We start from the raw sequence: 26,909 nt of genomic DNA on the forward strand, positions 1-26,909 counted from the left end.
TCTCTCTTTAAATTGTATCAATAATTGGCAACTCGGTGGTTTTTAATTCGGTTTGATAAATCCCTTCTGTTTCAAAAATAATAATGTCGTTAACACCCTGTTTCAATATGGGGGCTGGCAGATAGAGTGAATGAGCTGGACCAACTTGCCAAAAACGACCAAGATTGACACCATTTACAAATATACAGCCCTTACCGAATCCACGACAATCAATATATGTGTCTGCAATATCGGTGGTTATCAATTCGAATTTATGGAAACCCACTCCACCTTGATAGTCTTTTGAAAAATCAATTGTCGCTAATTTAGTAAAGTCTAAACAATAATGTGCCCAATCAGCATGAAAATGTAAGTCTAGCATAACACCGTTTCGGATACCCTTTCTTTGGGTTGGCGAAGTCAATTTAGTACCATAATTCACTCGTCCCATATTCTCAACTAAAATCGCCAGTTGATTATCTGTTTTTTTCGGTAAATTTAATGAAAATTCTGTACCAATTTCTTTTTTTAATTGTGTGATCTGTTCTTTTTGATTTAAATAAACCTTTACCCGATCACTTGCCTCAATAATTCTAACTTTATCGATTTTACGTGCATTACCAATTATCGATTGATATAATATGTAACCGTAGCCATGGTTTAAGTCTTCCATAGGTAATGGCCAACTATTGCGTACAACTGGTTTACTAACCGAATCTAATACATCAAATAAAGAAACCGAGTCAATATATGTTATCTCACTGTATGCTCTTTTTGCATGATTACGAATTTTTTGATTATTCACTTTTCTCGACCCGGTGAATAACTCTTTTAATTCGTAGTATTTCTCAGTTATATCTCCACATTCTGTTAATGGTGCATCATAATCATATGATGTCACTTGATGCAAATCCATTGTGCCTCGGGCTGAGCAACCATTCATAAAACCAAAATTTGTCCCACCATGGAACATATATAAATTTAAACTGCCTAAGTCATACATTTCTTTCACCGAATCACGTAATTCAATTGGATTACGCTTAACAACTGGTTCATTCCAACGATTAAACCAACCATCCCAAAATTCCATACACATCAAAGGAGCAATAATATTTTTTGATGTCATGAATGACTTTAATGCTGCAATATTAACAGATGCGTTCGAACCAAAATTACCAGTTGGAAACACTTGTGAATTAGGTAAATAACCAGCTTCAAGTGCTTCTTCCCAAGATCCATCAGATGTAAAAATGGGCACACTAACATTATTTTCAAGCATGATGCGATGAATCTCTGCAAGATAAGTCTTATCATTGCCATACGAACCGTACTCGTTTTCCAATTGTAATAAAATAATGGGGCCGTTTTTATTCCACTGTAATGGTGTTAACAAATCAAACAAACGAGAATAGTAGCGTTCAACGTATGCAATAAAGTTAGGATCACTCGAGCGTATCTTAAGTTTTTTTGTCAATAACCAATAAGGCAATCCTCCAAACTCCCATTCTGCACAGATATAAGGAGATGGACGAGCAATCACATATAATCCTTTTTGTTCAGCCAATTTAATAAATTTGACAATATTATGTTGAGGTGAAGTAAAATCAAATTGATTCTCTTCTTGTTCGTGAAAATTCCAAGGAATATACGTTTCTACAGTATTACACCCCATTTCCTTTAACTTTTCTAAACTATCCTCCCAATAATCTTCCATAATACGAAAATAGTGTATCGCACCAGAAATTAATTTGACTGGTTTACCATTAATTAAAAAATCTTTTGAAATTTTTATTGTGTTCATCGCTAACTCCTTTTAGTTAATATGTTAATATATTAAGTTGTCATTACTATAGCATAATGTGTTTAATTTATCAACCGCTTTCATAATCATGATGACACTTCATATATTAAGTGGTACTATTACATTAAAATCAACGGAGGTTTGTTATGAGTATTCCAAAATATGTTCAAATAAAAAATACACTACTTAACCAGATTAAAAATGGAGAATTTGAACCTGGTGATAAATTTTATAGTGAAGCAGAATTAATTGATATCTTCAAAGTTAGCTCGATTACCGTCATTCGCGCGTTAAAGGAGTTAGTCAATGATGGTTATTTATTTAGTGTACAAGGAAAAGGACGCTTTGTGTCGAAAGGAAAAATCGGGCAGAAAGTTCGTTTTACTGATATTAATCGATTCCCAGATGAAGAAATAGAGACAGTCGTACTAAGTATTAGAGAAATTGATGATGAGCGTATCCGCAAAAAACTCAACGCTGAAGCGACTAAAAAAATCTATTGTTTTGAGCGACTAAGAAAAAGTGCGGGTGTTCCTTTTTTCTTACAATATTCTTATCTAACATCAGATTTTATTCATGACGAAGACCTAACTAATCCTGATTCTTTTGTTTCAATTAATGATAAAATCAAACATGACTTTAATATTCAATTAAGCACATCAACTTCAGTCGAATTTTATGCCATACAATTCCCCACCCCAAAAAAAATTGCTGAATTACTTGAGATTGACGAAATGGCACCTACTAGTTTTGCTAAACGAACGACCTATCTTGATCATGAACGTGTGATTGAATATGTAGAGAGCTATAAACATTGGGAACATTACGAAAGTAAAATTGAAACAATTTAAAAAGTCACCTAAAGAGATATCCAGCAATTACTAGTTTTGCTGGACATTCTCCTTAGGTGACTTTTTTAGATAATTATATCAATGTTTCCTTAAATTTTTCTAACCAACCTAATAATTGATGATTAGTTGCTACTATAGTGTCATTATTATCAATGACATAATCGGCCAGTTCGACTTTTTTATCAATTGACCATTGACTATGAATTCTATTTAGTGCATCGACTTGTGACAAATTATTTCGTTGCATCAAACGTTCTAATTGCGTTTCTTTTGATGTGTAAATAACCATAACTGCATCAACCATTTTATCGTATGATCCTTCATAAAGTAATGGAATATCCACCACTACTAATGGTTCATTTTTATTCGCTAGTTCTGTCATTTGCTCAATCATTTTCTTGTAAATGAATTGACTAAGTAATTCATTTAACTGCTCTTTTTTTTCTTTATCACTAAAGATAATATTACCTAATTGCTCTCGATTTAATTCACCATTAGGTAATAGAATATCAGGACCAAAAAAATTAACAATCGCTTGCAAACCATCTGTACCTGGAATAACGACTTCTCTCGCAACTAAATCCGCATCAATAACTGGAATATTATGCATTTGAAAAAAACGGCTAGCCGTACTTTTACCTGTCGCAATGCTGCCAGTAAGACCTAAAAAAAATGTCATGAGGAATATCCTCCAGAATTCTGATAGAGTGGTTGACATTTAGGGCAATAGTGAGTTCCTCTTTGGGCAACTTTGATTTTTTTGATTGTTGTTCCGCAAATAGGACAAGGCTCTTCATTATGACCATAAACGGCTAATTCAACCTGAAAAGTACCAGCATTACCTAATGCATTTTTATATGTTCTAATCGTTGTCCCTCCTGCTTCAACTGCTCTAGCTAACACATCAATAATTGCTTGATGTAAAAGAGTCATTTGTTTTTTAGACAATTGATTAGCTGGGGTCTCCGGATGAATTTTGGCTTGAAATAGAGCTTCATCAACATAAATATTTCCTAATCCTGTTACAAGAGTTTGATCTAATAACAAGGGTTTGATATTTTTTTTATATTTTTTCAACTTTTCGGAAAAGATAGATAAGTCAAAATCGGGTACGATTGGTTCTGGGCCTAATTTTAAAATTCCTTTATAAGTCTGGCTGCCGTTTTTAGGTAATAGCGTAAACCGACCAAATTTCCGAACGTCAAGATAGCGTAATTCAGTTCCATCAGTGAATTTAAAAAGTACGTGTGCATGTTTCGTCACCTCATCATCTTGCGTTGGATGGTAATCAAACTTACCTTCCATCCGTAAATGTGACACCATATCATAGTGACTTAATTTAAAAATTAGATATTTTCCACGACGCTCAATAGATTCAATGGTTTCGCCGATTAACAAATGGCAAAATTCATCGTCAGATGGCTGTTCAATAATTCTTGGCCATCTGACAATTACAGATTGAATCGTTTTTCCATTAACTAATTTAGTTAAACCCTTTCTGACTGTTTCCACTTCAGGTAATTCAGGCATTTAACGACACCTCTTTATATTTATTTTGCATCATACCATGTATCACCAACACTACTATCAGCTAAAAGCGGGACGTGAAGGTCAACAGCATGTGCCATAGTTTCTTCAACTAATTGTTGTAATTTTTCAATTTCTTCTTCTGGTGCTTCAAAGACTAGCTCATCATGAACCTGTAAAAGCATAGTTGCCTGCATATTTTCTTCTTTTAATCTCTCAGATATTTTAATCATGGCAATCTTTAAAATATCTGCCGCACTACCTTGGATAGGCGTGTTAATTGCCGTTCTCTCAGCAAATGAGCGTAAATTAAAATTTCGTGAATTGATGTCCGGTAAATAACGACGACGGTGGTACAATGTTTCAACATAGCCTAACTCTTTCGCATCACGAACAATTGATTCCATATATGTTTTTACACCAGGATATTTTTCAAAATAACGGTCAATAAACGCTTTAGCTTCTTTACGTGAAATCCCTAGGTTCTGAGATAATCCATAGTCGCTAATTCCATAAACAACTCCGAAGTTAACAGCTTTTGCTTGACGTCGAGTGTTGCCATCGATATCTTCAGGATTAGCAATATCAAAGACACGCATAGCTGTTGCAGCATGAATATCTTCACCGTTAATGAACGCTTGTTTTAAGTGTTCATCATTTGAAATATGAGCTAAAACCCGCAATTCAATTTGGGAATAATCAGATGAAAATAATTTCCACCCTTTTTGACGTGGGACAAATGCTTGACGTATTTTACGACCTTCTTCTAAACGAATTGGAATATTTTGTAAGTTGGGGTCAACAGAACTTAAACGACCTGTTTGCGTCAAAGTTTGTAAGTAACGTGTGTGAATTTTATGATCCGCAAAAATAACCTTTAGTAATCCTTCAACATAAGTCGATTGAATTTTCGCCAATTGACGATATTCTAAAATATAATCAATGATTGGTGCTTCATGTTGTAATTTTTCTAGTACGTCGACGGCTGTCGAATAGCCGGTCTTAGTTTTTTTAATAACAGGTAATTTCATTTTTTCAAACAAAATGACACCTAATTGCTTTGGTGAATTCAAATTAAATTCCTCACCAGCTTCTGTGTAGACTTTTTGTTCAATTTCTTTTAGGCGTTCAGCAAATTCCCCCTTCATTGCCACAAGGCGACTAGCATCGACGGTGATTCCTTCGATTTCCATATCTGCTAAAATTTTAGCTAAAGGTAATTCCATCTGATAAAATAAGTCAACTTGCTCTTTTTCTTCCAATTCACTAGATAATTTATCATATAAATAATCAATGGCTAATACTTTTCGTGCTAAATGCTCAGCAAAGACACTCATATCATCTGGGATGCCTTTTTTAGCTCCTTTTCCATAGATGACTTCATCACGATCAACATCATGATACCCGAATTTTTCAGATACCTCAGCGACATCATCACTATTATTCGTTGAATCAACTATATAAGCAGCCAATAGCGCATCAAATTTCACTTGTTTAAGCTGTTGATTATAACGTCTTAATGCAACATAGGTCCGTTTCATATCATAGGTTTTTTTAGTCATATCAACATTTTCAATCCATTGTTTAAATAGCGGATGATCAAAAATCAAATCATCTGTAGCGACATATAGATGATTCTGTTTTCCCCATGCTACTCCAATAATTGGCGATGTATGATAGTTGTCTTCCAACATTTCAATATAAAGTGACATATCCGATTGAAACATCTCTTCTGTTGGTACATCAACTAATGTATAGACGATATCTTCTTTTTTTTCAACTGGAATATCAATAGATGATGTATCTAGCTTAGCTAAGAAAGAATTAAAGTCCATTTCTTGATAGAAAGACACTAATTTATCCAAGTTCTTCCCTTTATAATCAAGTTCATCGACTGAAATTGTAATGGGACTTTGCGTATCAATCTTAGCTAATCGTTTACTTAATAGTGCTGTTTCTTTTTCATTAATGAGATTTTCTTTCATTTTACTTTTTTTCAAGTCATCAATGTGCTCATAAACTCCTTCAACAGTTCCAAATTGCGTTAAAAGTTTAATTGCTGTCTTCTCACCGATTTTAGTCACACCAGGGATGTTATCTGATTGATCACCAGCTAAGCCTTTCATATCCACAATTTGTTCAGGCGTTAGTGTATATTTTTCTTTAATATGCTCTGGTGTGTAGCTTTCAATCTCACTCACGCCTTTAACCGTAACTTTAACGGTAATGTGATCATCCGCTAATTGGAGTAAATCCTTATCACCAGTTAAAATAACAACTTCGTATTCATCAGATGCGACTTGTTTCGCTAACGTGCCAATGATATCATCGGCTTCATAATTTGCCAATTCATAATGTTGTAAACCAAAACCCTCAATTAAATCTCTTAAATAAGGCATTTGTTCCTTAAATTCACTTGGAGTTTTCGAACGACCACCTTTGTATTCATCATAAAAAGCGTGCCTAAACGTTGTCTTACCTGCATCAAATGCAATCAGTGCATGAGTGGGCTTCTCTGCTTCTAAAATATTTTCTAGCATATTATTAACGGCATACAGCGCATTGGTGTGTAACCCGTGTTTATTTTTAAATCGTTCTAATGATTGGTACAAAGCAAAAAAACCGCGAAAAGCGACGCTATTACCATCAACTAATAATAATTTCTTTTTTTCCATTTAGACACCTCTTCTATCCTTATCACCTTATTCTAACAAAAAATAGGTTGCTTTGCGAAAAGAAAAAACTCATGAGTCAATTTCTCATGAGTTTCTCTTTTAATTACCTAATACAGCAATCATTACGATTGGAAAGACAATAACAACTACTAATAAAAACCAACTTTGCCAATGAGCAAAATTCAATGATAACCCAGTCCCAACTTTTTTCTCAACCCAAATACTTGGATCATTAGTATTCCAATAAATCAAACCAAACTTCCAAAATTTATCATCTTTCATCATATCAAAATTAATATTAGGTGTCAGTTGCTCACCGCTTTGGCGATATTTAATACCTAAATATAAATTAATCCCTATAGTTCCAACTAACGTCCAAATCACAACTGGTAATAATAAACCATAGTTAGCATCAGGAGTAACTGTGACAACTTGAATCATCGTTAGTAAAATTTGGATAAAAATTGAAGATATCAGCAAGCCTATCGAAGAAATGCGTCGAAATTTCATATCATTTGCTAAGTAGATACTAGTTTTCTCACTTGCTAACTGTTGCTTAGCTTGTTTAAATCCGCGATTAGTTAATACAAAAACTCCAAGTAAAAATAACTGTAATATGGGCATCGTCATTACATGTAGTGGTGATTTGGATACAAATGCATCAGGCTCCATTTGAAAATTAAAATTAGTAGGAATTTCGCTAGGAATTTTACTATAAGTTAGCAGTGTATAAACAACTCCCACTAATAAAATCAAACAATTAATCCCCACGATTAACCAGTTTGACACCAAAATTAAATTTTGTCTGAAATTCAAGTCCAGACGAATCGTTGATTGAGAATTACTAACATTTTTTTGACTTAAATAACAGATTAATTTCTTTCTTGTGTCTGCATAAAGAATAAAATAAACAATAAAAATTAGTAAAATAGCTAATCCCAGATAACCAGAAAAAATCATCTCATTCTCTTTTGTTAGAGGTAGATTATTAAAGACAATTAGCGGTAAACAAAGTGGAACGTTAAGCCACAGCATTCCTTTGATAAAACGTTTTCCCATTTTTTTTATGTCAGGATCGTTTTGTAAACTGCTAGGAATGGTAATTCCAAATAGATTACTACGACGGCTATATAAAGGCGTTAATCCCATTGTTACATCAATTGCAATTATTAAAACTGACATGATACTTGTCATCACCATGTTAATCATTCCCCTTCATAATATCTTCCGTTACTTTTGCTTGCCACTCACTGAATTCTTCATAGGATAAATTAAACATGGCTGCATCAATCAAAATTTGACGTAAACGTTCATTAAATTCTTTTTTTAAAGTCCGATTCATTTGTCGTTTAGACAACGCTCCGACTTTAAAACCTTTGGTATCTTTGACTAAAATTCCCTCAGCGACTAATTGTTTATAAGATTTATTAACCGTATGCATATTAATTCCAATATCTCCAGCTAAGTTCCTGATACTGGGTAAAAATTCTCCTTGTCTCAAGCTACCAGTAATGATTAATCGTTTGATTTCATAAATAAGTTGTAGATAAACAGGTATATCTGATTCAATATCAATATTGATAAACAAAGGTTCCACCTCTTTTCGTTATATATATACTATAACAATTTTTGTTATATGTAAAGTATAACAATTTTTGATGCAAAAAAAAGCCCCTAATTACTATTAGGGACCGATTTTTTTAAATTAGTCGCGGCTAAAAATTCTTAAAAAGGCATAGAACAAGTTAATCAAATCTAAATATAAACTTAAAGCACAATAGATAGCTAAGTTTGATGTTGCTTGATCACCCATTTGAGAATAGAGAACTTTAATTTTTTGGTTATCGTATGCTGTAAGTCCAGCAAATACAACAACCATTGCTAATGAAATAAAGAAATCAACAGGGCTACTTTTTAATAAAAATATATTTAGTAATGAGGCAATAATAATCCCTAAAACTAAACTATATAACGCATGTCCAATAGCGCTTAGATCTTTTTTAATAACCACACCAACTACAGACATTGCAATAAATGTTGCAGCAGAAGTTACAAATGCATTAACAATTGTGCCTCCAGAATAAAGTTGTAAAGTAATGGATAATGTGACACCTGTTAAAGCCGAATATGCGATATAACCGATAATCGACTTACCAGAATCACTAAACGCATTTTTACCTAGATAAAAAACTAATACTAATTGCGCGATCCAAATACCCCAAAAAGCAAACGAACTTGTAGCTAATAATGCAGCCATCTGAGCTTTAAAAACTGTTAAAACTAAAAACGATGTCAATGCACTAATACCAATTCCTAAGCCTAAAAAACCGTAAACTTTACTATAAAATTTTGACAAGCCACTTGCTTGTGTATGTTCCATATTATTCATTGTTAATTGTCACTTCCTCTTCAATTTGAGTTGTTTTAATTAATTTTGGAGGATGAACCATAACCACACTATCTAAAACTCGATCATCTTCATAATTATGTGCTTTGATTGAGATAGTTACTACATCTTTCATTTTATCAATTTTAATAACTTCAAAATGAAACGTGAGCGTCTCATAATGATAAACTGGTTGAACTAAATTAAACGAAAAATTAACAATGTTTGATCCAGGTCCGGGCAGATGTTTTGAAATCGTACTAGAAATAATCCCCATCAACATAATTGTTGGTACGATTGGTTGTTCATACTCAGTTTCCTTACCATAATCATGTTGAATAAACAGTGGATTAGCATCATTCGTTAACCCTAAATACAGCAATAACTGACTGTCTTCGATTGTTTCAGTCAAACTTATCGATTGTCCTTCAACTAACTCATCAATTGTTTTTCCGATTTTTCTAGAATAGTTTAGCATTATAATATACACACCTCCAATGATTACATTTTACCAGTATTTGCTACAGATACCTATCAAAATGCTTTTATTACATATTATTTTTACGCGTACTACTTAATAATTTTTCATATGCAGCTTCAAACTTTTGTACGTCGCCTGCTCCCATGAAAATAACTACAGCTTCGTGATAATCAAGTAATGGTGATAGATTTTCAACTTTTAATACTTGTCCACCTTTACTTACTTTGTTACCTAAATCTTCAATTTTTACAGCACCAGCATCTTCACGTGCTGATCCAAAAATATCGCATAAGTAAACTTTATCAGCTAAGTCCAATGATTCAGCAAATTCGTCTAAAAGAGCGATTGTTCGAGTAAAGGTATGTGGTTGAAAGACAGCAATAATTTCTTTACCAGGATACTTTTGACGGGCCGCATCAATTGTTGCTTTAATTTCGGCGGGATGATGGGCATAATCATCAACGACAATCATGTCATTCACTTGTTTCTCACTAAAGCGGCGTTTAACCCCATTAAACGTTTGTAACTCGTGAGAAACTTCTTTCATATTCAATCCTTCAAGATAAGCAATTGAAATGACACCTAATGCATTTAGTACATTGTGTAAACCATAAGCCGGTACAATAAAGTGACCAATATTTTTTTCGTTATGCAAAACATCAAAACGAGAACCTTCAGTTGTACGTTCAATATTAATTGCCTGAAAATCATCTTTATCAGTAACACCATAGTAATAAATAGGAACAGTGGTTTTTAATTTTCTGAGATTAACATCATCACCAAAAGCAACAATACCTTTTTTGACACCAGAACTAAATGTTTGAAAAGCGTCAAAAACATCATCGATTCCCTTATAGTAGTCAGGGTGATCGAAATCAATATTAGTAATAATGGCGTAATCTGGTTCATAAGATAAGAAGTGTCGACGGTATTCGCACGCTTCAAAAGCAAAGAATTGTGCCCCAGGTACACCGTGTCCCGTTCCATCGCCAATCAAATAACTTGTAGGCGCCACTCCAGATAATACATGCGCTAACATACCTGTCGTACTAGTTTTCCCATGTGATCCTGTAACAGCAATGCTTGTATAGTCATTAATAAATTGCCCTAAGAATTTATGGTAGCGAATAACAGGCATCCCTTTTTTAAGTGCTGCCTTAATTTCGACATGGCTGTCTGGAAAAGCATTTCCTGCGATAACGACAAGATCGCCATCAATATTTTTTTCAGAAAAAGGCATAATTGATACATTTTCTTTTTCTAGTTCATGTTGAGTAAAAAAATATTCCTCAACGTCAGAACCTTGTACATTGAAACCTTTTTGATGTAATAGTAGAGCTAAAGAGCTCATACCTGATCCTTTAATACCTACAAAATGGTAAGTATTATTTTTATGAATTTCCATAAAAATCCCCTTTTCTGTTTGACTAACAATTTATAACCATAAAAAGTTACGCAGTCAATATTATCTTACATTTTAATCTATTTTTCAATAAAAAAACTTACATTGATCATAAAAAACAATGCAAGTTTAATCGAAATAATGACCGGCAGACGATGTATTTTCATCAGCCATAATACCACTTAATGATTTATCTAAACGCTGATGTTTATTTTCATTCTTTGGTTCAGTCGCTGTTTCCAAATAATCTGGGTCAAATGCCATTCTAAGTTGATTTTCATCAGCAGTTTTACGAAGTTCTGACATTAATTCCTGCTTGTTTTCGACACTTTTTAGTTTTGTATCATAAGTATCATCAATCATAGATGCTGGAATATGTTTGGGTTTAAAAATTTTGCCTTCGTCGTCGCCTGGCAAATGATAACTCGATTGAAATTGTTGTCTTGAACGTCCACGGTTTTGATAACGTGCTTTACCAAGTCGATCTGTTTCTACTAATCGATTGGAAAAGTTCGACTGCTCAGACTTCAAACTATTGGATTTATTACCCGTTGTATAATTTTTTTGCGCAATTTTTTTATCAGGCAAAGTCAAATGTTTCTCATGAAAAGGTGTTTTCGCCTGAATATTTCGCGATGTTCTTGGTGAGCTATACACTTGTTTCTGACTTTCCATTCGGTCAGATCCAAAATAATCTGGCTCATCAGTCATCTCAACAGGGTCTATTTCTGACTCTTGACTAGATAAGTTAAATTTTGTTCTATGGACAAAACCATCATCTAAGAAATCTTGAAATAAATCACGTTCTTTTTTAGTTTTTAATTTTACACCTTCATCATCATCATATGCAGGAAAACGGAAGTGTTTTCTAGTTCTTGACTGTCTTTCCATCATTATCATTCCTTTTAATTAACTAGTGCTAGTTTATCACAAGTGTATCTAAAAAAAAAGTTTAGCCAGTCACCCAGCTAAACTTTTAGGTTAAACTATGGAATATTTGCCATAATACTGGAATATACACATCAAAAATAGGCGCTAAAATACAAAAAGCTATAACACTGAAAATTAATACACCTATTACTACGCTACTAATTTTACGAGATTTTCTTAATATCATAAATATTAGCAATATTAGCATACTAATAACCAAAATAACCGCAAGTTCTTTTGATGCCACATCAATTACTTGATTATTAGCTAATTTTTTGAAAATTTGAGAATAAAAAAACCACACTAATTCAATCACATAAAACCCTAATATCAAATACAAGATTGGACCATATTTTTTATTAGTATTTTTTTTAACCATTTTCTCTTCCTCCAATGTAATTATAAAACAAAGTATATCAAATAAACTATATAATGTTAATTAAATTTTGCAGTTTATTACAATGTACTTTGGTTAAAACTAATATAATTTTAATTTTTCACACAAGTAAGCGCTTAATATGTTATAATCCTTCTATGAATAAACTATAAGGTGCAAACTCCCCCTCCCCCTAAAAATTTGCGCCTTATGGTTTTACTTTTTTTAATCGACTTCAAAAGCGAATTATTCATCAAAATAATACTAATTAGTTTGTGATAATTCATAAATTTTGCTTTGTTCGTTTTTTTTATGTTATAGTTAAGATGTTAAATAAATATCGAGGAGGATTTTTTATGACTGATCGAGGTTTTACGGATAAGGTAAAAGGGAAAGCAAAAGAAGTCGCCGGTGATATCACAAATGATCGTGAGAAAAAAGCTGAAGGTTTGGCTGATCAAGCAGTAGGTAAGGCAAAGGAAATGTCATCCAATGCTAAAGATACTGCAGATGAATTAGTCGACAAAGCGAAGAAAAAACTAGATAAATAATAAGGCTATATCATTTAAAGGACTGATGAATCAAAAATTGATTCATCAGTCCTTTTTTAGTCTATTTAATTACCAAACCATTTTCTATCCGAAAAAATTTAAGTACCAAATAAAATCAAAGCCAAAATGGGAGCTATGCTAGTATTTTGCCATATTAGAAAATATTATTTATTAAAAATATATTTTTAATAAATAAGACAATTACCGCTTAGGACTAAGTCTTTTTAACACATAAAAGTAGGATAATCAAAGATTTTTAACCTTATAGACTTATCTCATTTTTCTAATTTGACAAAGAATACATGTATCATTGTTTTTTATTTTCAAATCTCTAAATTATCTCTAGCTTTATATCATTAATTTTTCGATTCTATCTTTTATTTCATTTCTTGTTTCACGAAACATGCTCATGATTTCTTCTTCTGTTCCAGTAACTTTAGCTGGATCTTCTAATCCCCAGTGCTGATGTTCGACAGTTGCCGGTATTACTGGACAATTTTCTAAAGCATCACCACATAAAGTAATCACTAAATCAGCTGAGTTAAGATAGTTTGTATCAATAATTTCAGACTTGTTTTTACTAATATCAATATTGATTTCATCCATTATCTTTACAGCTCTGGGATTAAGCCCGTGTGCTTCAATTCCGGCACTTCTAACTTCCCATTCATCAGAATTTAAGATTGATATTGCTAGACCATCTGCAATTTGACTACGACACGAATTACCAGTACATAGGAAATAAATTTTTTTCATTATTATAACAACTCCTTTTGAGTAAACAATTTATCTGGTCATTTAAAAGCTAGGTTAACTAATATAGTCAATGAATGTGGAAACCTTAACTAAAAGACCAATAATTAAAATAAAAGCTATAACTAAATTAATCAGAACTACTCTAACTTCAATAGCATTTCCCAAATTAACCTTACTACTAGTCAATGTGTTAATGAACATAATGAAACAACATACTATCACTATCTTAGACAAAAAGAATGTTACAAAGAACATAATAATTGGCATTACTATTCTAACAGGACTTATTAATAATTCAATATTTTTTTACAATTATCACAGACTAATTATACGAGACTTGAGCCAATTAGAGAGATAACTTAACCTTTAAACAAGCAATTGATATCTATCGTATTTAAGCTAATAGAATCATAACGAATTTCCCTAATAAACATCTGAAAAACGATGATATAAATTAAAGAAGATGATAAATATGAGGGAAATCTCACATTTATCATCTTCACAATTTATCTCATCTATTCGATTTTGACAAAGAGTCTTTTTTACAAATTATTATAGACGTTCATTTAATTCTTTTGCTAGCTCTTCAAATCCTGGTTTACCTAAAAGTGCGAACATGTTTTTCTTATACGCTTCAACACCCGGTTGATCAAAAGGATTGACACTATTTAAGTAACCCGAAATACCTACTGCTATTTCAAAGAAATACATTAAATAACCTAAAGTAAAGGCATCTGTTTGTGGAATAGTTACTACAAAGTTAGGAACATCACCATCTGTATGAGCTAAAAGTGTCCCTTGGAAAGCCTTTGTATTAACAAAGTCAATTGTTTTTCCTTGAATATAGCCTAAGCCATCTAAATCTTGATCCATTGATGGAATAGTCAATTCATGACGAGCTTTATCTACTTTAATCACTGTTTCGAAAATATTACGGCGTCCTTCTTGAATATATTGTCCCAACGAATGTAAATCAGTTGAGAAGTTAGCACTTGATGGGTAAATACCTTTTTGGTCTTTACCTTCAGATTCGCCAAATAATTGTTTCCACCATTCAGAAAAATACTGTAAACTTGGTTCGTAATTAATTAATAATTCTGTTACTTTACCTTTTCGATATAAAACATTACGTAATGCCGCATATTGATAGGCTTGATTTTTTTCTAAGTCATCTACAGAATACTCTTCACGAGCTGTAGCAGCACCAGCCATCAATTCATCTACACTAGCACCTGTTACAGCAATTGGTAGTAAACCTACAGCTGTTAAAACAGAGAAACGGCCACCTATATCATCTGGAATGACAAATGTTTCCCAGCCTTCAACATCAGCTTCAGTTTTAACTGCTCCACGAGCTTTATCAGTTGTTGCATAAATACGTTTGTTTGCTTCTTCTTTACCATATTTTTTAATTAATAATTCTTTAAAAACACGGAAAGCAATTGCTGGTTCAGTCGTTGTCCCAGATTTTGAAATAACATTTACAGAGAAGTCTTTGTCACCAATCACATTAATTAAATCTGCTAAATAAGTTGAACTAATACTATTTCCTGCAAAGAAAATTTGTGGTGCTTGACGTTCTTCCTTATCTAGTAAGTTATAAAATGAATTATTTAAGAAGTCAATTGCAGCTTTTGCACCTAAATAAGAACCACCAATACCAATAACAACTAAAACTTCTGAATCAGATTGGATTTTTTTAGCCGCCGTTTTAATACGTGAAAATTCATCTTTGTCATAATTTACTGGTAAATCAATCCAACCTAAGAAATCACTACCAGCACCTGTACCTTCTCGTAATTGTTTGTGAGCAGCAGTTACTTCAGCTTGCATATAACCTAATTCATGCTCACCAATAAACTTGCTTACTTTAGAAAAATCAAAATTAATGTGTGCCATAATAATCCTCCTATTTATATATAGATAACAACGCAGTTCACTTGTATTTTACCACTTTTCGATTCTTTAATCACTAAAAATTCCAAAATGTTACTGTAACATTCTGGAATTTTTTCAAATTATTTAAACAAGACCTTGGCTAATCATTGCGATGGCTACTCTTTCGAAGCCAGCAATATTAGCTCCCGCCATTAAATCCATAGGTTCAGCATATTTTAAAGCTGTATCACGACAATTTTCATAAATATTTTTCATAATACTGTTTAACTCATCATCAACTTGTTTAAACGTCCACGGAACACGCTGTGAATTTTGTGCCATCTCCAATGCTGAAACTGCTACACCACCAGCATTTGCTGCTTTACCTGGACAATAGACTATTCCTGCTTTTTTTAGCACAGTTACAGCAGCTAAAGTTGTTGGCATATTTGCTCCTTCGGCAACGATTTTCACACCATTAGCAACTAATTGATTGGCTTCTTTTTCATAAATTTCATTTTGTGTCGCACATGGAAGCGCAATGTCGTAATCCAACGAATGATTCCAAATCGATCCCTTTTCATAAAAGGTTGCATTGGGTCTTTTTTCCGCATAATCACGAATACGTTCCCGTCTAATCTCTTTGATTTCTTTCAGTAAATCAACATCAATACCATCTTCGTCAATAACATAGCCAGAAGAGTCGGAACAACCAAAAACTTGTGCACCAAAAGCTTGCGCTTTTTGAATAGCATAGATAGCTACATTACCACTACCTGAAACTAAAACTTTTTTATCTGTGAAAGAATCTTGCGCATCTGCCAATAAATGCTGTACAAAATACACTAAGCCAAATCCTGTTGCTTCAGTACGAGCTAAACTACCCCAGTAAGCTAATGGTTTACCTGTAAGGACACCAGCTTGGTAACCATTTAATCGCTTGAATTCTCCAAAAAGATACCCTATTTCACGTCCACCAACACCAATATCACCTGCAGGGATATCGATATCAGCGCCAATATATTTTTGTAGTTCTTGCATAAAGCTTTGACAAAAGCGCATGATTTCACCTTCAGATTTTCCTTTTGGATCAAAATCACTACCGCCTTTACCACCACCAATTGGTAAAGAAGTTAAAGCGTTCTTAAAAATTTGTTCAAAGCCTAAAAATTTAATAATACTTTGATTGACTGTAGGATGGAAACGAAGTCCTCCTTTAAATGGACCTAATGCTGAATTATATTGGACTCTATAGCCAGTATTAACACACCACTCACCATTATCTGTCATCCAAGGAATCCGAAATTCAATCAAACGTTCCGGTATAATTAGCATTTCTAAAATATTTTTTTCACTATACTGTGGATTAGCTTCCATAAAAGGTGCGACAGTGTGTAAAAACTCATCCACAGCTTGTAAAAATTCCTCCTGGTGTCCATACGTATCATGAACTTTTTTTTGTAATCCCTCTAGATATCGTTTAACATTTGTCATATAACCCACTCACCTTCCTATTGTTAACTTCAGTATACTAAAATTTCAGTAAAACAAAAGATATTTCATGAGAATCATTTAATTTTTCTGATAATTTCAACGAATAATAATATGAAGCAAGACTAGTAAATAAAAGGAGTTTTGCTTTAACTAGTAATATGATACACTAACAAACGAATAAGGAGGCGAATACATGACATACGATGTGGTTATCATTGGTGCTGGTACCAGTGGATTAATGGCAGCGATTGCTGCAGCAGAAAATGGAGCAGAAGTTGCCATTATCGATAAAAATAAAAAAGCTGGGAAAAAATTACGATTAACAGGTGGTGGTCGCTGTAATGTAACAAATAATAGAGCACCTGAAGACATTATCAATTTTATTCCAGGGAATGGGAAATTTCTGTATAGTGCATTTTCACAATTCAATAATTATGACATTATATCTTTTTTTGAGTCGCTTGGTGTGCATTTAAAAGAGGAAGATCATGGACGGATGTTCCCAGTAGCAAATACGTCAAAAGCAATTGTTGATGGTTTAATGAATCAAGTCAACCAACTAGGTATTACATGTTTTATGCAAACCACTGTTAAAAAATTAATCACTGATACAGAGCAAATCACTGGTGTATTAACCGATACAGGTGAAGTGATTTATTGTCATTGCGTGATTATTGCTACTGGCGGTAAAACCTATCAATATACTGGGTCAACTGGCGATGGTTATAAACTAGCTAAACAAGTTGGGCATACCATTACAACACTCTATCCAACGGAATCACCCTTAAAATCAAAAGAATCATTCGTAAAAACAAAAACGCTTCAAGGGCTTGCATTACGTGATGTTACACTATCTGTTTTAAATGATGCACATAAAATTGTCGTGTCACATCAGATGGACTTATTATTCACACATTTTGGTGTGTCTGGTCCAGCTGCATTGCGATGCAGCATGTTTGTCAATCAAGAATTAGCTAAAGGTTTCTCAACAGTCACAATGAGCTTAGATAGTTTGCCAAACTATACAGTAAGACAATTAACAGAACATATTCAATCAATCAAGCAAGTAGCCCCAAAAAAATCAATTAAAAATGCATTGAAATCTTTAGTACCAGAACGATACTTAGAATTTTTACTTGATAAAGCAATAATCGATACTAGCTTGCCAATTAGTCAATTGACAGATGAGCAGTTACAAAATTTTGTTACTTTATTGAAAGAATTTGAATTTAAAGTTTTTGAGACCTATCCACTTGATAAGTCTTTTGTTACAGGAGGCGGCGTTAATTTAAAAGAAATAAAGCCCAAAAGTATGGAAAGTAAATTAGTAAATGGTTTATTTTTTGCAGGTGAAGTCTTAGATATCAATGGCTATACCGGTGGTTATAATATTACGGCTGCTTTTGTGACGGGACATACAGCTGGTCAGCATGCAGCGGAAATTTCTAGCTACTTTAATTACTAATAAAGATAACTCATAAAAAATGCCAAAAGCTATTTAATCAATTAGCTTTTGGCATTTTTTTATATAAATAGATTGAAAAATTAGTAGCACTATACTGTTTCTTTCCTAGCTCTTTAAAACCGAGTTTTTGATAAAATTTACGATTACTAAGAGAATACTCTGGCGTCTCAACAGACCAATCATCTAATTCAAACATACTTTCTATTTGATACCAAATTTTAGTACCTAAGCCTTTACCAATATATTGTGGATAAAGGCAAAAATACTCAAGACTATGTTGATTCAAATTAATAGTTATTAACCCCATATCTAATCCGTTATAATCAATGATTAGGGTCTTTAGTTCCAGCGAATCAATTAGTTTATGTGCCAGTACACCAGTATCATAACCCGGCGGTCCAGCGAATATCCTTGAGCCTAAATGTTTCTGACTATCATAATGAAAAGCTTGTATCATCACATCTGTCATAAACTTTTGGTCCTTTAATATAGCAGGTCGATAACTTATTGACACTATTTAACCCTCCAATGATATATCTGCAAAGTTTGCCTCAACAATAGCAGCTAAATCGATTGGAGCAACAGACAACTGTAAGCCCCTAGCACCGGCTGAACAATGCATCGTTTTTAAATTCTGTGCTTCTAGCGCGAAGTAAGTTGGTAGCAATTTTTTCATTCCCACTGGAGAACAGCCACCGTGTACGTAACCAGTTAATGGTTCTAGTTCTTTTAGTGGTAACATGTCAACTTTTTTATTGCCACTAATTTTTGCTAGTTTTTTCAAATCTAATTCTTTATTACCAGGAACGACAGCAACTATTGGTCCCGTTTTATTTCCCACAGCAACAAGCGTTTTAAAAATATGATCAGCTGAAATACCTAGTTCTTTTGCTGTATCTTTTGCTCCAACATGATTTTCTGTCCAACAATACTCATCGACCGTAAAATCTATTTTCTTTTGCTCAAGTAGACGCACAGCATTTGTTTTTATTGGTTTCTTTTTCTTAGACAAGTTAATCCCTTCTTCTATTTTAAGTTAATTTTCGTCGTCACCAATTAAATCCATGGCAGCTTTTACCTCAGTAATTGATAATTGACCAGGTGCAGAGCTAACTTTACCATTAGCCGCATAGGTTATAACTGAACCAAATAATTCTCCCGTCATGCGTGTTAATTTTCCAGTATTGCCCATACCAATTAAAATAAAATTTAGACTTGGTTGTTCTATTTGTAATTCATTTGATGCAGTTAAAATTGTAAGGACATCGGTCAAATCACTAGGTGTCACAGCTAATTTACAGATATCCGCGCCACTTAATGCCATCTCATTAACCATTTCTTTAATGGATTGTTTATTCGGTGTGGTATCAAATTTATGGTTACTTAATAAGACTCTAACGTTATTCATTTGCGCATAGGTAATCAGTTCTTTCGTTTCTTTTGTTACCTTGTCTAGTTCAATATCAATAACATCAACAAGCCCGGTTTGAATCATTAATCGATTTAACTCTAGATAGTAATCATCGTCAATGATTTGACCGCCGCCTTCTTCGTGAGAGCGAAACGTGAAAATCAACGGTTTATCTTCAATAGCATATCGAATAAAATAAGCTGCTTTACGCATGAATGTCATGTCATTGACATACATGAAATAATCCGCACGCCACTCAATAATGTCACAATCTAAACGGTTTAAACGTGTTGCTTCCGCAAAAAGTTCTTTAAAATTACTAGCGATAAGTGACACGCATACTTTGGGTTGACCTTGACCTAACGTTAAATTTCTAACTTTCAACTTAGACATTCTACATCGACTCCATCTATCATTTAGTTAACTTCATATATAAATACTTTTAGGTAATTACCTTCTTTAAATTTTTGTGATACAACAAAATCACTTGGTAATTGATAAAATGCCAACTGCTTACCACGGCGTTTCTGCGCTTTAATCCCCGTATCAATTAATTGTTTGAATTTTTCAACTGGAACGTTAGCAGCATTACTTGATGCAATTAATATACCATTTTTGTTAAGCAACTGAACAGCCTCAGCTACTAAATCGTCATAATTTTTTGCAACTGAGAATGTTCTTTTTTTATTTCTGGCAAAACTTGGTGGATCAAGTACAATTACATCGAACGTTTTATTTTTTTTAGCAGCATAATTAAAATAATTGAACACATCCATAACAATGATTTCTTGACTAGATGAATCAAAACCATTAATTTCAAACATCTCTTTAGTTTTTTCTAGACTGCGCTTTGCTAAGTCAACGCTCGTTGTGTGACTTGCTCCCCCCCATCAAAGCTGCTGTAGAAAAAGCCCCAGTATAACTAAACGTATTTAATACTGTTTTTCCAGACGCTAGTCCTTCCACTAATAAATTCCGTACATCTTTTTGATCAAGAAAAATTCCAGTCATTAATCCTTCATTCAAATATGTTGCATAGGATACACCGTTCTCTAAAACTATCAGCGGCTCAGGTGCAGTCACTCCCCAAACATGTTGGGTCTCGGGTAAATCATGATGGTTTAATCGATTTTTTTCATATATACCTAGTAATTTATCACCAAATAATTGCTGTAATATACTTAGTAATAAGGGTTTTATCGTTAAAATTGTATCATTATACCAAGAAATGACAATATATCCATTGTACCAATCCATTGTGACACCACCAAGTCCATCACCTTCACCATTAAAAAGACGAAAAGCAGTGGTATGAGTGCTATTAAAAAACGATTGTCTTCTAGCTATTGCTTCTGAAATTAAGAACTGCATAAACTTATCAGTTATTGACTGTTGCTCGTCAAAACTAACTAGCCAACCTACTCCTTTATTTTGTTTACCTAAATACCCATAACCGATAAATTGTCTATCTTCTGATTGAAAAATAGCCCATTCTTCTTTTTTACTATCACTTTTTATGACTAAATCATTCTCATGTATTAAAGGATAACCAGCTAAAAATTTTTTTCTTGCGTGATTTTTTATTAAAATTTCATTCATTTTTCAAAATCTTCCTCAATTCTTCATTCAATTATTATATAGTATACTATATCAGTTTTAATTAAACTAAGAAAATTTTTATATATATAGAATTGACGTATTTTTTACTCAAATCATAAAATATTGACAGTCAAGAACTTAAATTGTAAAATTGCTTTGTGTGTTCAATTTTTTATTGAACAATGACTGTTGTCAGAAAGGAAGTATCGCTCTTGAAACATACTTATAAAAAAAATTGGCTAAATACCAGATTGGGTTTCTTTGCACTTTTAGCAGGGCTTTTTTGGATTAAAAGCGGCATCGCCTACTCAACTGAGTTCCATTTAGGTGTTGAAAATGCGTTTCAACAATTTATTATGTACATAAATCCAATTGCAACAACACTTTTTCTCTTGTCTGCTGCATTATATATCAGAGGACCAAAGAAATCGTATATTGCCTTGTTAGTTATTTACTTTTTAACAACGGCATTACTTTTCTCAAATATTGTTTATTATCGTGAATTTACAGATTTTATTACGGTCAACACCATGCTAGGTGCTGGAAAAGTTAGTTCTGGTTTAGGTGAAAGTGCTGCTAAAATGTTTAGACCGTATGACGTCATTTATTGGTTAGACTTAGTCGTATTAATCGGACTTTTGGCTTTCAAAAAAATCAAAATTGATCCGCGTCCAATAAAGGCTCGTACTGCTTTAGCTGTGACAAGTTTTTCAGTTTTCTTGTTTTCTGTGAACCTCACGTTAGCCGAAGCCGATCGACCTGAATTATTAAAACGGACATTTTCTCGTGACCATATTGTTAAATATTTAGGTATGAATGCTTTTACAGTGTATGATGGCGTTCAAACTTATAATGCAAGTCAACGACGTGCCCAAGCAAGCGAAAATGACTTAATGGATGTTGAAACTTATGTTAAGGATCATTATGCTAAACCGAATGATGAATTGTTTGGTATTGCTAAGGATCGTAATGTCATTTATATCCATTTAGAAAGTTTTCAACAATTTTTAATTGATTACAAATTAAAAGATGAAAATGGTGTTGAACATGAAGTAACACCGTTCTTAAATAAATTGTATCACTCAAATGAAACCTTCAGTTTTGAAAATAATTTCCATCAAGTTGGTTCTGGTAAAACTAGTGATTCTGAAACCTTACTAGAAAATTCTTTCTTTGGTTTAGGACAAGGTCCTCTCTTTACCCAATTAGGTGATAAAAATACTTTCCAAGCTGCTGCTAATATTTTAAAACAAAACGGTGACTACACAAGTGCTGTTTTCCATGGTAATAATGGTTCATTCTGGAATCGTAATGAAACCTACAAACGTTTCGGTTATGATTACTTCTTTGATGCTAGTTATTATGATGTGAATGAAAATAACAGTTTCCAATATGGATTACACGATAAACCATTTATGGAACAATCGGTTCAATACTTAGAACATTTGCAACAACCGTTTTATGCTAAATTTATTTCTGTTACTAACCACTACCCTTATTCACAATTAAAAGGTGATGAAGGTGGGTTCCCATTTGCTGCAACACCTGATAGCACGATTAATGGTTATTTTGCGACTGCCAATTATCTTGATAAAGCAATTGAAGAATTCTTCAATTATCTAAAAGAAACTGGTTTGTATGAAAACTCAATCATCGTCATGTATGGTGACCATTATGGTATTTCTAATTCTCGTAACAAGTATCTTGCTGAATTAGTAGGTAAATCAAAAGATGACTGGAATGAATTTGATGATGCTCAGATGCAAAGAGTACCATTAATGTATCATATTCCCGGTCAAACTAATGGTAAAATTTCTAATGTTTATGGTGGCCAAGTCGATATGTTACCTACCTTATTACATTTACTTGGTGTTAATACATCAAACTATATGCAACTAGGACAAGATTTCTTCTCGAAAGATAAAGATCAAATTGTTAACTTTAGAAATGGTACGTTTATCACACCAAAATATACGGTCATTGGACAATCAATTTATCTAAATGAAACTGGTGAATTAATAGAAGAACCCACTGAAGAACAGATTAAAGAAGTAGCTGATTTGCGTGAAAAAGCTGGTGCTCAACTTAAGGCTTCAGATGCTTTAACAAATGGTGACTTATTAAGATTCTATACTGAAAGTGGTCTTCAACCTGTTGATTCAACTAAATATGATTATAAAAATGCTGTAGAAAAAATGAAACAAATTGAAGCTGATAAAGGTGATAAATCTACTAGTCTCTTCAATCAAAAAGGAAATAAATCAACAGTTGATTTATATAAAACCAAAACGTATCTGGATTACCACCCTGAAGCAAAAGAAACCCTACCAAATAGTAGTGAATCTGACAATAAATAGCTAATAGAAAACACTTTAATTGGTTAAATCAACCAATTAAAGTGTTTTTCTTTGTTTAATTCGTTATTATTCATATTTTATTCACATTATCCCGTTATAATCTGTAACGTGGAGGCAACAAATATGACATCAATTAAACAATATTATTTATCCTTAAAATATCATAAAAAACTAGCTATTGTTTTTTTCTTGATATTTACCTGTTTGTTATTTTTATTTGTCTTATTGTATCAATTGCGAGTAACTCAGTTAAATTCTCATGAGCTGATTCAAGAAAAATGGAATTACTTTACTGGCCTTTCAGTCGATACAAAAGCTAATGTCCAAGAAGCATTACTTGAAAATAATTTTTCTCTCTTAACTTTTTATAATCATTTATTATTTGGCTTAATTCTATTAAGTTTCATGATAATCTATTTATTCGGCTATATTAGTTCTAAAAAAAGGCGACCTGAAATCAACTACATGTTAAACAATGGTGTAAAGACTTTTGAAATTATTGCTCGCTTTATGATTGATGCACTAATTGCAGCAATTTGTAGTTTGCTTATTTTGACACTTGTTCTTAGCATTTTACAAAATACCTTTATCAAATCAACAGTCTATTTAAATCAATGTGTTAGTACAAAAGAATTAAGCAAGCGAAACTTAGTCATCGAACATGCCCCTGATTTAAAATCTTTAGCTCGACCTGAAACTACTGAGATACCTAAAAATCCCGAAAATAATCTGTTACCATTTAATGAAAACTCAATGTTTTCAAGTCATTTAGAAAAACATACCATTACCGAAATTATAAGAAATGTCAATCAACACTTTGTACTTTTACTCATAATTAGTGCTTGGTCACTATTTCTAGGTAACTATTCTTATATGCTCATTCATGTGAAAAATAGGAGGATTGAATAATCTATGCTAAATTTATCGCTCACTTATACGAATGATTTGGATAATCAAGCGACTAATATTACTAATGAAAAAATTACTGTCTTTTATTCAGCGTCCCCTGACAATTATTTTTTCTTTGATAACTACCTGACTGATGATACTTTTATTGTTCCAACGCAAGACATGATTCCTTTTTTAACCGTTCAAGATAATTTACTATTAGGTATTAAGCGTAAAAATCGAGCAGATGTTTTAACTTTTATTACATCACATTTAGATAAGTTTAAATTAAGTCCTGATATTTTAAGTCTTTGTGCTAATGAAGTATCGCGTAATCAACAAACGGCTCTGCATATTATGCGAGCTATCGCTTTAAAACAACCTGTTTTAATCAATCAATTAACTGATAGTGGTATATCAGATAAGTTTTTATTTAACTTACTACCGGTTTTATCATTTTTTGTTAAAAAAAAGCAATCGACAATAATTATTTTAACTAACTCGACAAAATTACTCGATTCAACTTATTATGACCAATGTATTAATTTGCCAAGCGAAAAAGACTAAGATAAAGGACGTTTTACTCTTTATCTTAGTCTTTTTATTTTGGCTCTATAATTTAAAGGACTGATGAATCAAAATTTGATTCATCAGTCCTTTTTTAGTTTATTTAAATATAAAACATGTCGTCTATCTAGTAAAATTTAAGTACCACCAAAAATCTAAGATAGAAAGGACGACATGTCGTGAATAATCATATCAAAAAAATGCTACGAATTACAGATGAACATTTATATTTAACAAATACGGAGGAAGCTAAAGTTAAAGGAAAGAACTCTTTAATTATCTTTGGCATCTATTCTCCCATGCCTTCGGCTTGTAAATCCTGTGGGTCAACTGTTGTTGATAATGAAGGAAAAAGTGTGGTTGTTAGGAATGGAAAAAAAGAAGTAACTATTCGATTAGATTCTTATCAAAATATGCCTACTGTTTTAAAACTAAAGAAACAACGATTCCATTGTAAAAACTGTTCTCACAATTGGACCGCACAGTGTTCTATTGTTGAAAAAAATTGTCATATCAGTAAATTTATTACTTTGAAGATTTTAGAATTATTAACTGAGAAAATCTCTATGACAGTTATATCTAAACAATGCCAAGTTTCTTTAACTACAGTTTTAAGAGTTCTTAAGTCCGTTGAATCACAGCTCCCACAACAACTTAAACCTCGATCTTTTCCAGAAGTTTTAATGGTAGATGAGTTTAGATCTCACGCTAGTTATGAAGATAAAATGAACTTCATATGTGCTGATGGGAAAACAGGTGAATTAGTGGACGTTTTACCTAGTAGGAAATTAGAGAAAATCATTCCTTACTTTAATCGCTCTTCATTGGAGGAACGGAGAAAAGTTAAATTTTTAGTAACAGATATGAATGCAGCTTACTTTCAATTGACTAAAACAGTCTTTCCTACTGCTAAGCTAGTCATTGATCGATTTCATATTGTAAAGCATTTGAACACTGCTTTTAATGATTTGAGAGTACGAGAAATGAAGACATTAGTTGCCAACAAGAAAAATTCAGAAGCCAATAAATTAAAATCAAACTGGAAATGTCTTCTGAAAAATCAAACAACTATTTCCATTTCAGAATTCAAAACCTGGAGAAGCTTTCCTTCTCCAAAGCATCCTCTTTTAACGGAATCTATGATGATTGATCGACTACTTTCATTCTCTTCTAATCTAAAAGAAGCTTATGATATCTTTCATTTACTAATGTATCACTTTAGAAACAAAGATGACCAGTCATTTTTCGAACTATTGAAAGATTTACCCGATAGCTTGGATAGACAATTTAGAAATAAAATAGACAATCTGATTTCCTACGAGGAAGGTATTCGAAATGCCCTAAAATATAATTTTTCCAATGGAAAAATCGAAGCTAAGAACACTCATATAAAAACTCTTAAAAGAGTTTCCTACGGGTTCAACTCCTTTACGAATATGCGCATAAGAATTTTCTTGATAAACGGCCTTATTAAAATTAAATAACTAAAAAAGATGATAAATCTGAGAATAATCTCAAATTTATCATCTCATATA

Annotated in this window: 24 protein-coding genes and 1 pseudogene; 7 read left to right on the forward strand and 18 right to left on the reverse strand. The window is 32.7% G+C overall.

The window, feature by feature from the left end:
* Positions 1–7: 7 nt before the first annotated feature.
* Positions 8–1,780, reverse strand: a complete 1,773-nt coding sequence (locus BW732_RS00735; protein ID WP_077274992.1) for a glycoside hydrolase family 35 protein — start codon at positions 1,778–1,780, stop codon at positions 8–10.
* Positions 1,781–1,926: 146 nt separating this feature from the next.
* Here BW732_RS00735 and BW732_RS00740 point away from each other — a divergent pair, with 146 nt between their 5' ends.
* A complete protein-coding gene (locus BW732_RS00740) occupies positions 1,927–2,631 on the forward strand; it encodes a GntR family transcriptional regulator (RefSeq protein WP_077274993.1) in 705 nt (234 codons plus the stop codon).
* A 73-nt stretch (positions 2,632–2,704) separates the two neighbouring features.
* Here BW732_RS00740 and coaE read toward each other — a convergent pair whose 3' ends face one another.
* The 10 genes from coaE to BW732_RS00790 all read right to left on the reverse strand — a co-directional run bounded on the left by coaE (position 2,705) and on the right by BW732_RS00790 (position 12,411).
* The gene (gene coaE / locus BW732_RS00745; RefSeq protein ID WP_126844301.1) at positions 2,705–3,310 is read right to left on the reverse strand and encodes a dephospho-CoA kinase; all 606 of its coding nucleotides are present in this window, start codon (positions 3,308–3,310) and stop codon (positions 2,705–2,707) included.
* Entirely contained in the window at positions 3,307–4,161 is an 855-nt protein-coding gene (gene mutM / locus BW732_RS00750; RefSeq protein WP_077274995.1) for a DNA-formamidopyrimidine glycosylase, read from the reverse strand. Before mutM ends, coaE begins: the two co-directional genes overlap by 4 nt.
* 20 nt (positions 4,162–4,181) lie before the next feature.
* On the reverse strand, positions 4,182–6,833 hold the full coding sequence (gene polA / locus BW732_RS00755) for a DNA polymerase I (RefSeq protein ID WP_077274996.1): 2,652 nt from the start codon (positions 6,831–6,833) through the stop codon (positions 4,182–4,184).
* A gap of 99 nt (positions 6,834–6,932) precedes the next feature.
* Positions 6,933–8,033 (reverse strand): DUF1648 domain-containing protein, encoded by a 1,101-nt coding sequence (locus tag BW732_RS00760; protein WP_161485490.1) that lies wholly within the window; start codon positions 8,031–8,033, stop codon positions 6,933–6,935.
* 1 nt (position 8,034) lies between these two features.
* Positions 8,035–8,421, reverse strand: coding sequence for a GntR family transcriptional regulator (locus tag BW732_RS00765; protein WP_126844303.1), 387 nt, complete (start codon positions 8,419–8,421; stop codon positions 8,035–8,037).
* Positions 8,422–8,538: 117 nt separating this feature from the next.
* Positions 8,539–9,222, reverse strand: a complete 684-nt coding sequence (locus tag BW732_RS00770) for a Bax inhibitor-1/YccA family protein (RefSeq protein ID WP_077274999.1) — start codon at positions 9,220–9,222, stop codon at positions 8,539–8,541.
* Positions 9,215–9,697 carry a MaoC family dehydratase gene (locus BW732_RS00775; RefSeq protein ID WP_077275000.1) on the reverse strand — a complete coding sequence of 161 codons (483 nt, stop codon included), beginning with the start codon at positions 9,695–9,697 and terminating at the stop codon, positions 9,215–9,217. The genes BW732_RS00770 and BW732_RS00775 overlap by 8 nt, the downstream gene beginning before the upstream one ends.
* A gap of 70 nt (positions 9,698–9,767) precedes the next feature.
* Positions 9,768–11,105, reverse strand: coding sequence for a UDP-N-acetylmuramate--L-alanine ligase (murC, locus tag BW732_RS00780; RefSeq protein ID WP_077275001.1), 1,338 nt, complete (start codon positions 11,103–11,105; stop codon positions 9,768–9,770).
* A gap of 126 nt (positions 11,106–11,231) precedes the next feature.
* Complete coding sequence (locus tag BW732_RS00785; RefSeq protein ID WP_126844305.1) at positions 11,232–11,996, reverse strand: hypothetical protein; 765 nt, start codon at positions 11,994–11,996, stop codon at positions 11,232–11,234.
* An 82-nt stretch (positions 11,997–12,078) separates the two neighbouring features.
* Positions 12,079–12,411: a hypothetical protein gene (locus BW732_RS00790; RefSeq protein WP_077275003.1), complete on the reverse strand. Its 333-nt coding sequence runs from the start codon at positions 12,409–12,411 to the stop codon at positions 12,079–12,081.
* Positions 12,412–12,764: 353 nt separating this feature from the next.
* On the opposite strand from BW732_RS00790, the gene BW732_RS00795 reads away from it, so the two are divergent.
* Positions 12,765–12,959 (forward strand): CsbD family protein, encoded by a 195-nt coding sequence (locus BW732_RS00795; protein WP_077275004.1) that lies wholly within the window; start codon positions 12,765–12,767, stop codon positions 12,957–12,959.
* A 348-nt stretch (positions 12,960–13,307) separates the two neighbouring features.
* On the opposite strand, the gene arsC is transcribed toward BW732_RS00795, so the two are convergent.
* The 3 genes from arsC to gdhA form a co-directional block, all read right to left on the reverse strand.
* The gene (gene arsC, locus BW732_RS00800) at positions 13,308–13,715 is read right to left on the reverse strand and encodes an arsenate reductase (thioredoxin) (protein WP_077275005.1); all 408 of its coding nucleotides are present in this window, start codon (positions 13,713–13,715) and stop codon (positions 13,308–13,310) included.
* Positions 13,716–14,267: 552 nt separating this feature from the next.
* Positions 14,268–15,614: a glucose-6-phosphate isomerase gene (locus BW732_RS00805; protein WP_077275006.1), complete on the reverse strand. Its 1,347-nt coding sequence runs from the start codon at positions 15,612–15,614 to the stop codon at positions 14,268–14,270.
* Positions 15,615–15,737: 123 nt separating this feature from the next.
* Entirely contained in the window at positions 15,738–17,087 is a 1,350-nt protein-coding gene (gene gdhA / locus BW732_RS00810) for an NADP-specific glutamate dehydrogenase (protein WP_077275007.1), read from the reverse strand.
* Between the two features lie 193 nt (positions 17,088–17,280).
* On the opposite strand from gdhA, the gene BW732_RS00815 reads away from it, so the two are divergent.
* Positions 17,281–18,552 (forward strand): BaiN/RdsA family NAD(P)/FAD-dependent oxidoreductase, encoded by a 1,272-nt coding sequence (locus tag BW732_RS00815; RefSeq protein WP_077275008.1) that lies wholly within the window; start codon positions 17,281–17,283, stop codon positions 18,550–18,552.
* Between the two features lie 37 nt (positions 18,553–18,589).
* Here the strand turns inward: BW732_RS00815 and BW732_RS00820 are convergent, their stop codons facing one another.
* From BW732_RS00820 to BW732_RS00835, 4 genes and pseudogenes are all read right to left on the reverse strand, one after another.
* Complete coding sequence (locus BW732_RS00820; RefSeq protein ID WP_077275009.1) at positions 18,590–19,066, reverse strand: GNAT family N-acetyltransferase; 477 nt, start codon at positions 19,064–19,066, stop codon at positions 18,590–18,592.
* A gap of 3 nt (positions 19,067–19,069) precedes the next feature.
* A complete protein-coding gene (gene ybaK, locus BW732_RS00825; protein WP_077275010.1) occupies positions 19,070–19,564 on the reverse strand; it encodes a Cys-tRNA(Pro) deacylase in 495 nt (164 codons plus the stop codon).
* A gap of 24 nt (positions 19,565–19,588) precedes the next feature.
* Positions 19,589–20,356, reverse strand: coding sequence for a type I 3-dehydroquinate dehydratase (gene aroD / locus BW732_RS00830; RefSeq protein ID WP_077275011.1), 768 nt, complete (start codon positions 20,354–20,356; stop codon positions 19,589–19,591).
* 23 nt (positions 20,357–20,379) lie between these two features.
* A pseudogene (locus BW732_RS00835) lies at positions 20,380–21,562 on the reverse strand (class I SAM-dependent rRNA methyltransferase).
* A gap of 212 nt (positions 21,563–21,774) precedes the next feature.
* Here BW732_RS00835 and BW732_RS00840 point away from each other — a divergent pair.
* The 4 genes from BW732_RS00840 (at position 21,775) to BW732_RS00855 (ending at position 26,858) form a co-directional block, all read left to right on the forward strand.
* A complete protein-coding gene (locus BW732_RS00840) occupies positions 21,775–23,919 on the forward strand; it encodes an LTA synthase family protein (protein ID WP_228414951.1) in 2,145 nt (714 codons plus the stop codon).
* 123 nt (positions 23,920–24,042) lie between these two features.
* Positions 24,043–24,828, forward strand: a complete 786-nt coding sequence (locus tag BW732_RS00845) for an FtsX-like permease family protein (RefSeq protein WP_077275013.1) — start codon at positions 24,043–24,045, stop codon at positions 24,826–24,828.
* A gap of 3 nt (positions 24,829–24,831) precedes the next feature.
* Positions 24,832–25,374, forward strand: a complete 543-nt coding sequence (locus BW732_RS00850; RefSeq protein ID WP_077275014.1) for a P-loop NTPase family protein — start codon at positions 24,832–24,834, stop codon at positions 25,372–25,374.
* A gap of 179 nt (positions 25,375–25,553) precedes the next feature.
* Positions 25,554–26,858 (forward strand): ISL3 family transposase, encoded by a 1,305-nt coding sequence (locus tag BW732_RS00855; protein ID WP_077274886.1) that lies wholly within the window; start codon positions 25,554–25,556, stop codon positions 26,856–26,858.
* The last annotated feature ends 51 nt before the right edge of the window (positions 26,859–26,909 follow it).

Source organism: Vagococcus penaei, assembly GCF_001998885.1.
Classification (GTDB): domain Bacteria; phylum Bacillota; class Bacilli; order Lactobacillales; family Vagococcaceae; genus Vagococcus; species Vagococcus penaei.

Coding starts and splice junctions, on each gene's coding strand:
- BW732_RS00850 (WP_077275014.1), top strand. CDS start 24,832: ATGCTAAATTTATCGCTCACTTATACGAATGATTTGGATAATCAAGCG.
- arsC (WP_077275005.1), bottom strand. CDS start 13,715: ATGAAAAAAATTTATTTCCTATGTACTGGTAATTCGTGTCGTAGTCAA.
- BW732_RS00805 (WP_077275006.1), bottom strand. CDS start 15,614: ATGGCACACATTAATTTTGATTTTTCTAAAGTAAGCAAGTTTATTGGT.
- BW732_RS00760 (WP_161485490.1), bottom strand. CDS start 8,033: ATGGTGATGACAAGTATCATGTCAGTTTTAATAATTGCAATTGATGTA.
- coaE (WP_126844301.1), bottom strand. CDS start 3,310: ATGACATTTTTTTTAGGTCTTACTGGCAGCATTGCGACAGGTAAAAGT.
- BW732_RS00790 (WP_077275003.1), bottom strand. CDS start 12,411: ATGGTTAAAAAAAATACTAATAAAAAATATGGTCCAATCTTGTATTTG.
- gdhA (WP_077275007.1), bottom strand. CDS start 17,087: ATGACAAATGTTAAACGATATCTAGAGGGATTACAAAAAAAAGTTCAT.
- BW732_RS00770 (WP_077274999.1), bottom strand. CDS start 9,222: ATGAATAATATGGAACATACACAAGCAAGTGGCTTGTCAAAATTTTAT.
- BW732_RS00795 (WP_077275004.1), top strand. CDS start 12,765: ATGACTGATCGAGGTTTTACGGATAAGGTAAAAGGGAAAGCAAAAGAA.
- BW732_RS00815 (WP_077275008.1), top strand. CDS start 17,281: ATGACATACGATGTGGTTATCATTGGTGCTGGTACCAGTGGATTAATG.
- BW732_RS00775 (WP_077275000.1), bottom strand. CDS start 9,697: ATGCTAAACTATTCTAGAAAAATCGGAAAAACAATTGATGAGTTAGTT.
- BW732_RS00735 (WP_077274992.1), bottom strand. CDS start 1,780: ATGAACACAATAAAAATTTCAAAAGATTTTTTAATTAATGGTAAACCA.
- mutM (WP_077274995.1), bottom strand. CDS start 4,161: ATGCCTGAATTACCTGAAGTGGAAACAGTCAGAAAGGGTTTAACTAAA.
- polA (WP_077274996.1), bottom strand. CDS start 6,833: ATGGAAAAAAAGAAATTATTATTAGTTGATGGTAATAGCGTCGCTTTT.
- aroD (WP_077275011.1), bottom strand. CDS start 20,356: ATGTCTAAGTTGAAAGTTAGAAATTTAACGTTAGGTCAAGGTCAACCC.
- BW732_RS00785 (WP_126844305.1), bottom strand. CDS start 11,996: ATGATGGAAAGACAGTCAAGAACTAGAAAACACTTCCGTTTTCCTGCA.
- BW732_RS00740 (WP_077274993.1), top strand. CDS start 1,927: ATGAGTATTCCAAAATATGTTCAAATAAAAAATACACTACTTAACCAG.
- murC (WP_077275001.1), bottom strand. CDS start 11,105: ATGGAAATTCATAAAAATAATACTTACCATTTTGTAGGTATTAAAGGA.
- BW732_RS00845 (WP_077275013.1), top strand. CDS start 24,043: ATGACATCAATTAAACAATATTATTTATCCTTAAAATATCATAAAAAA.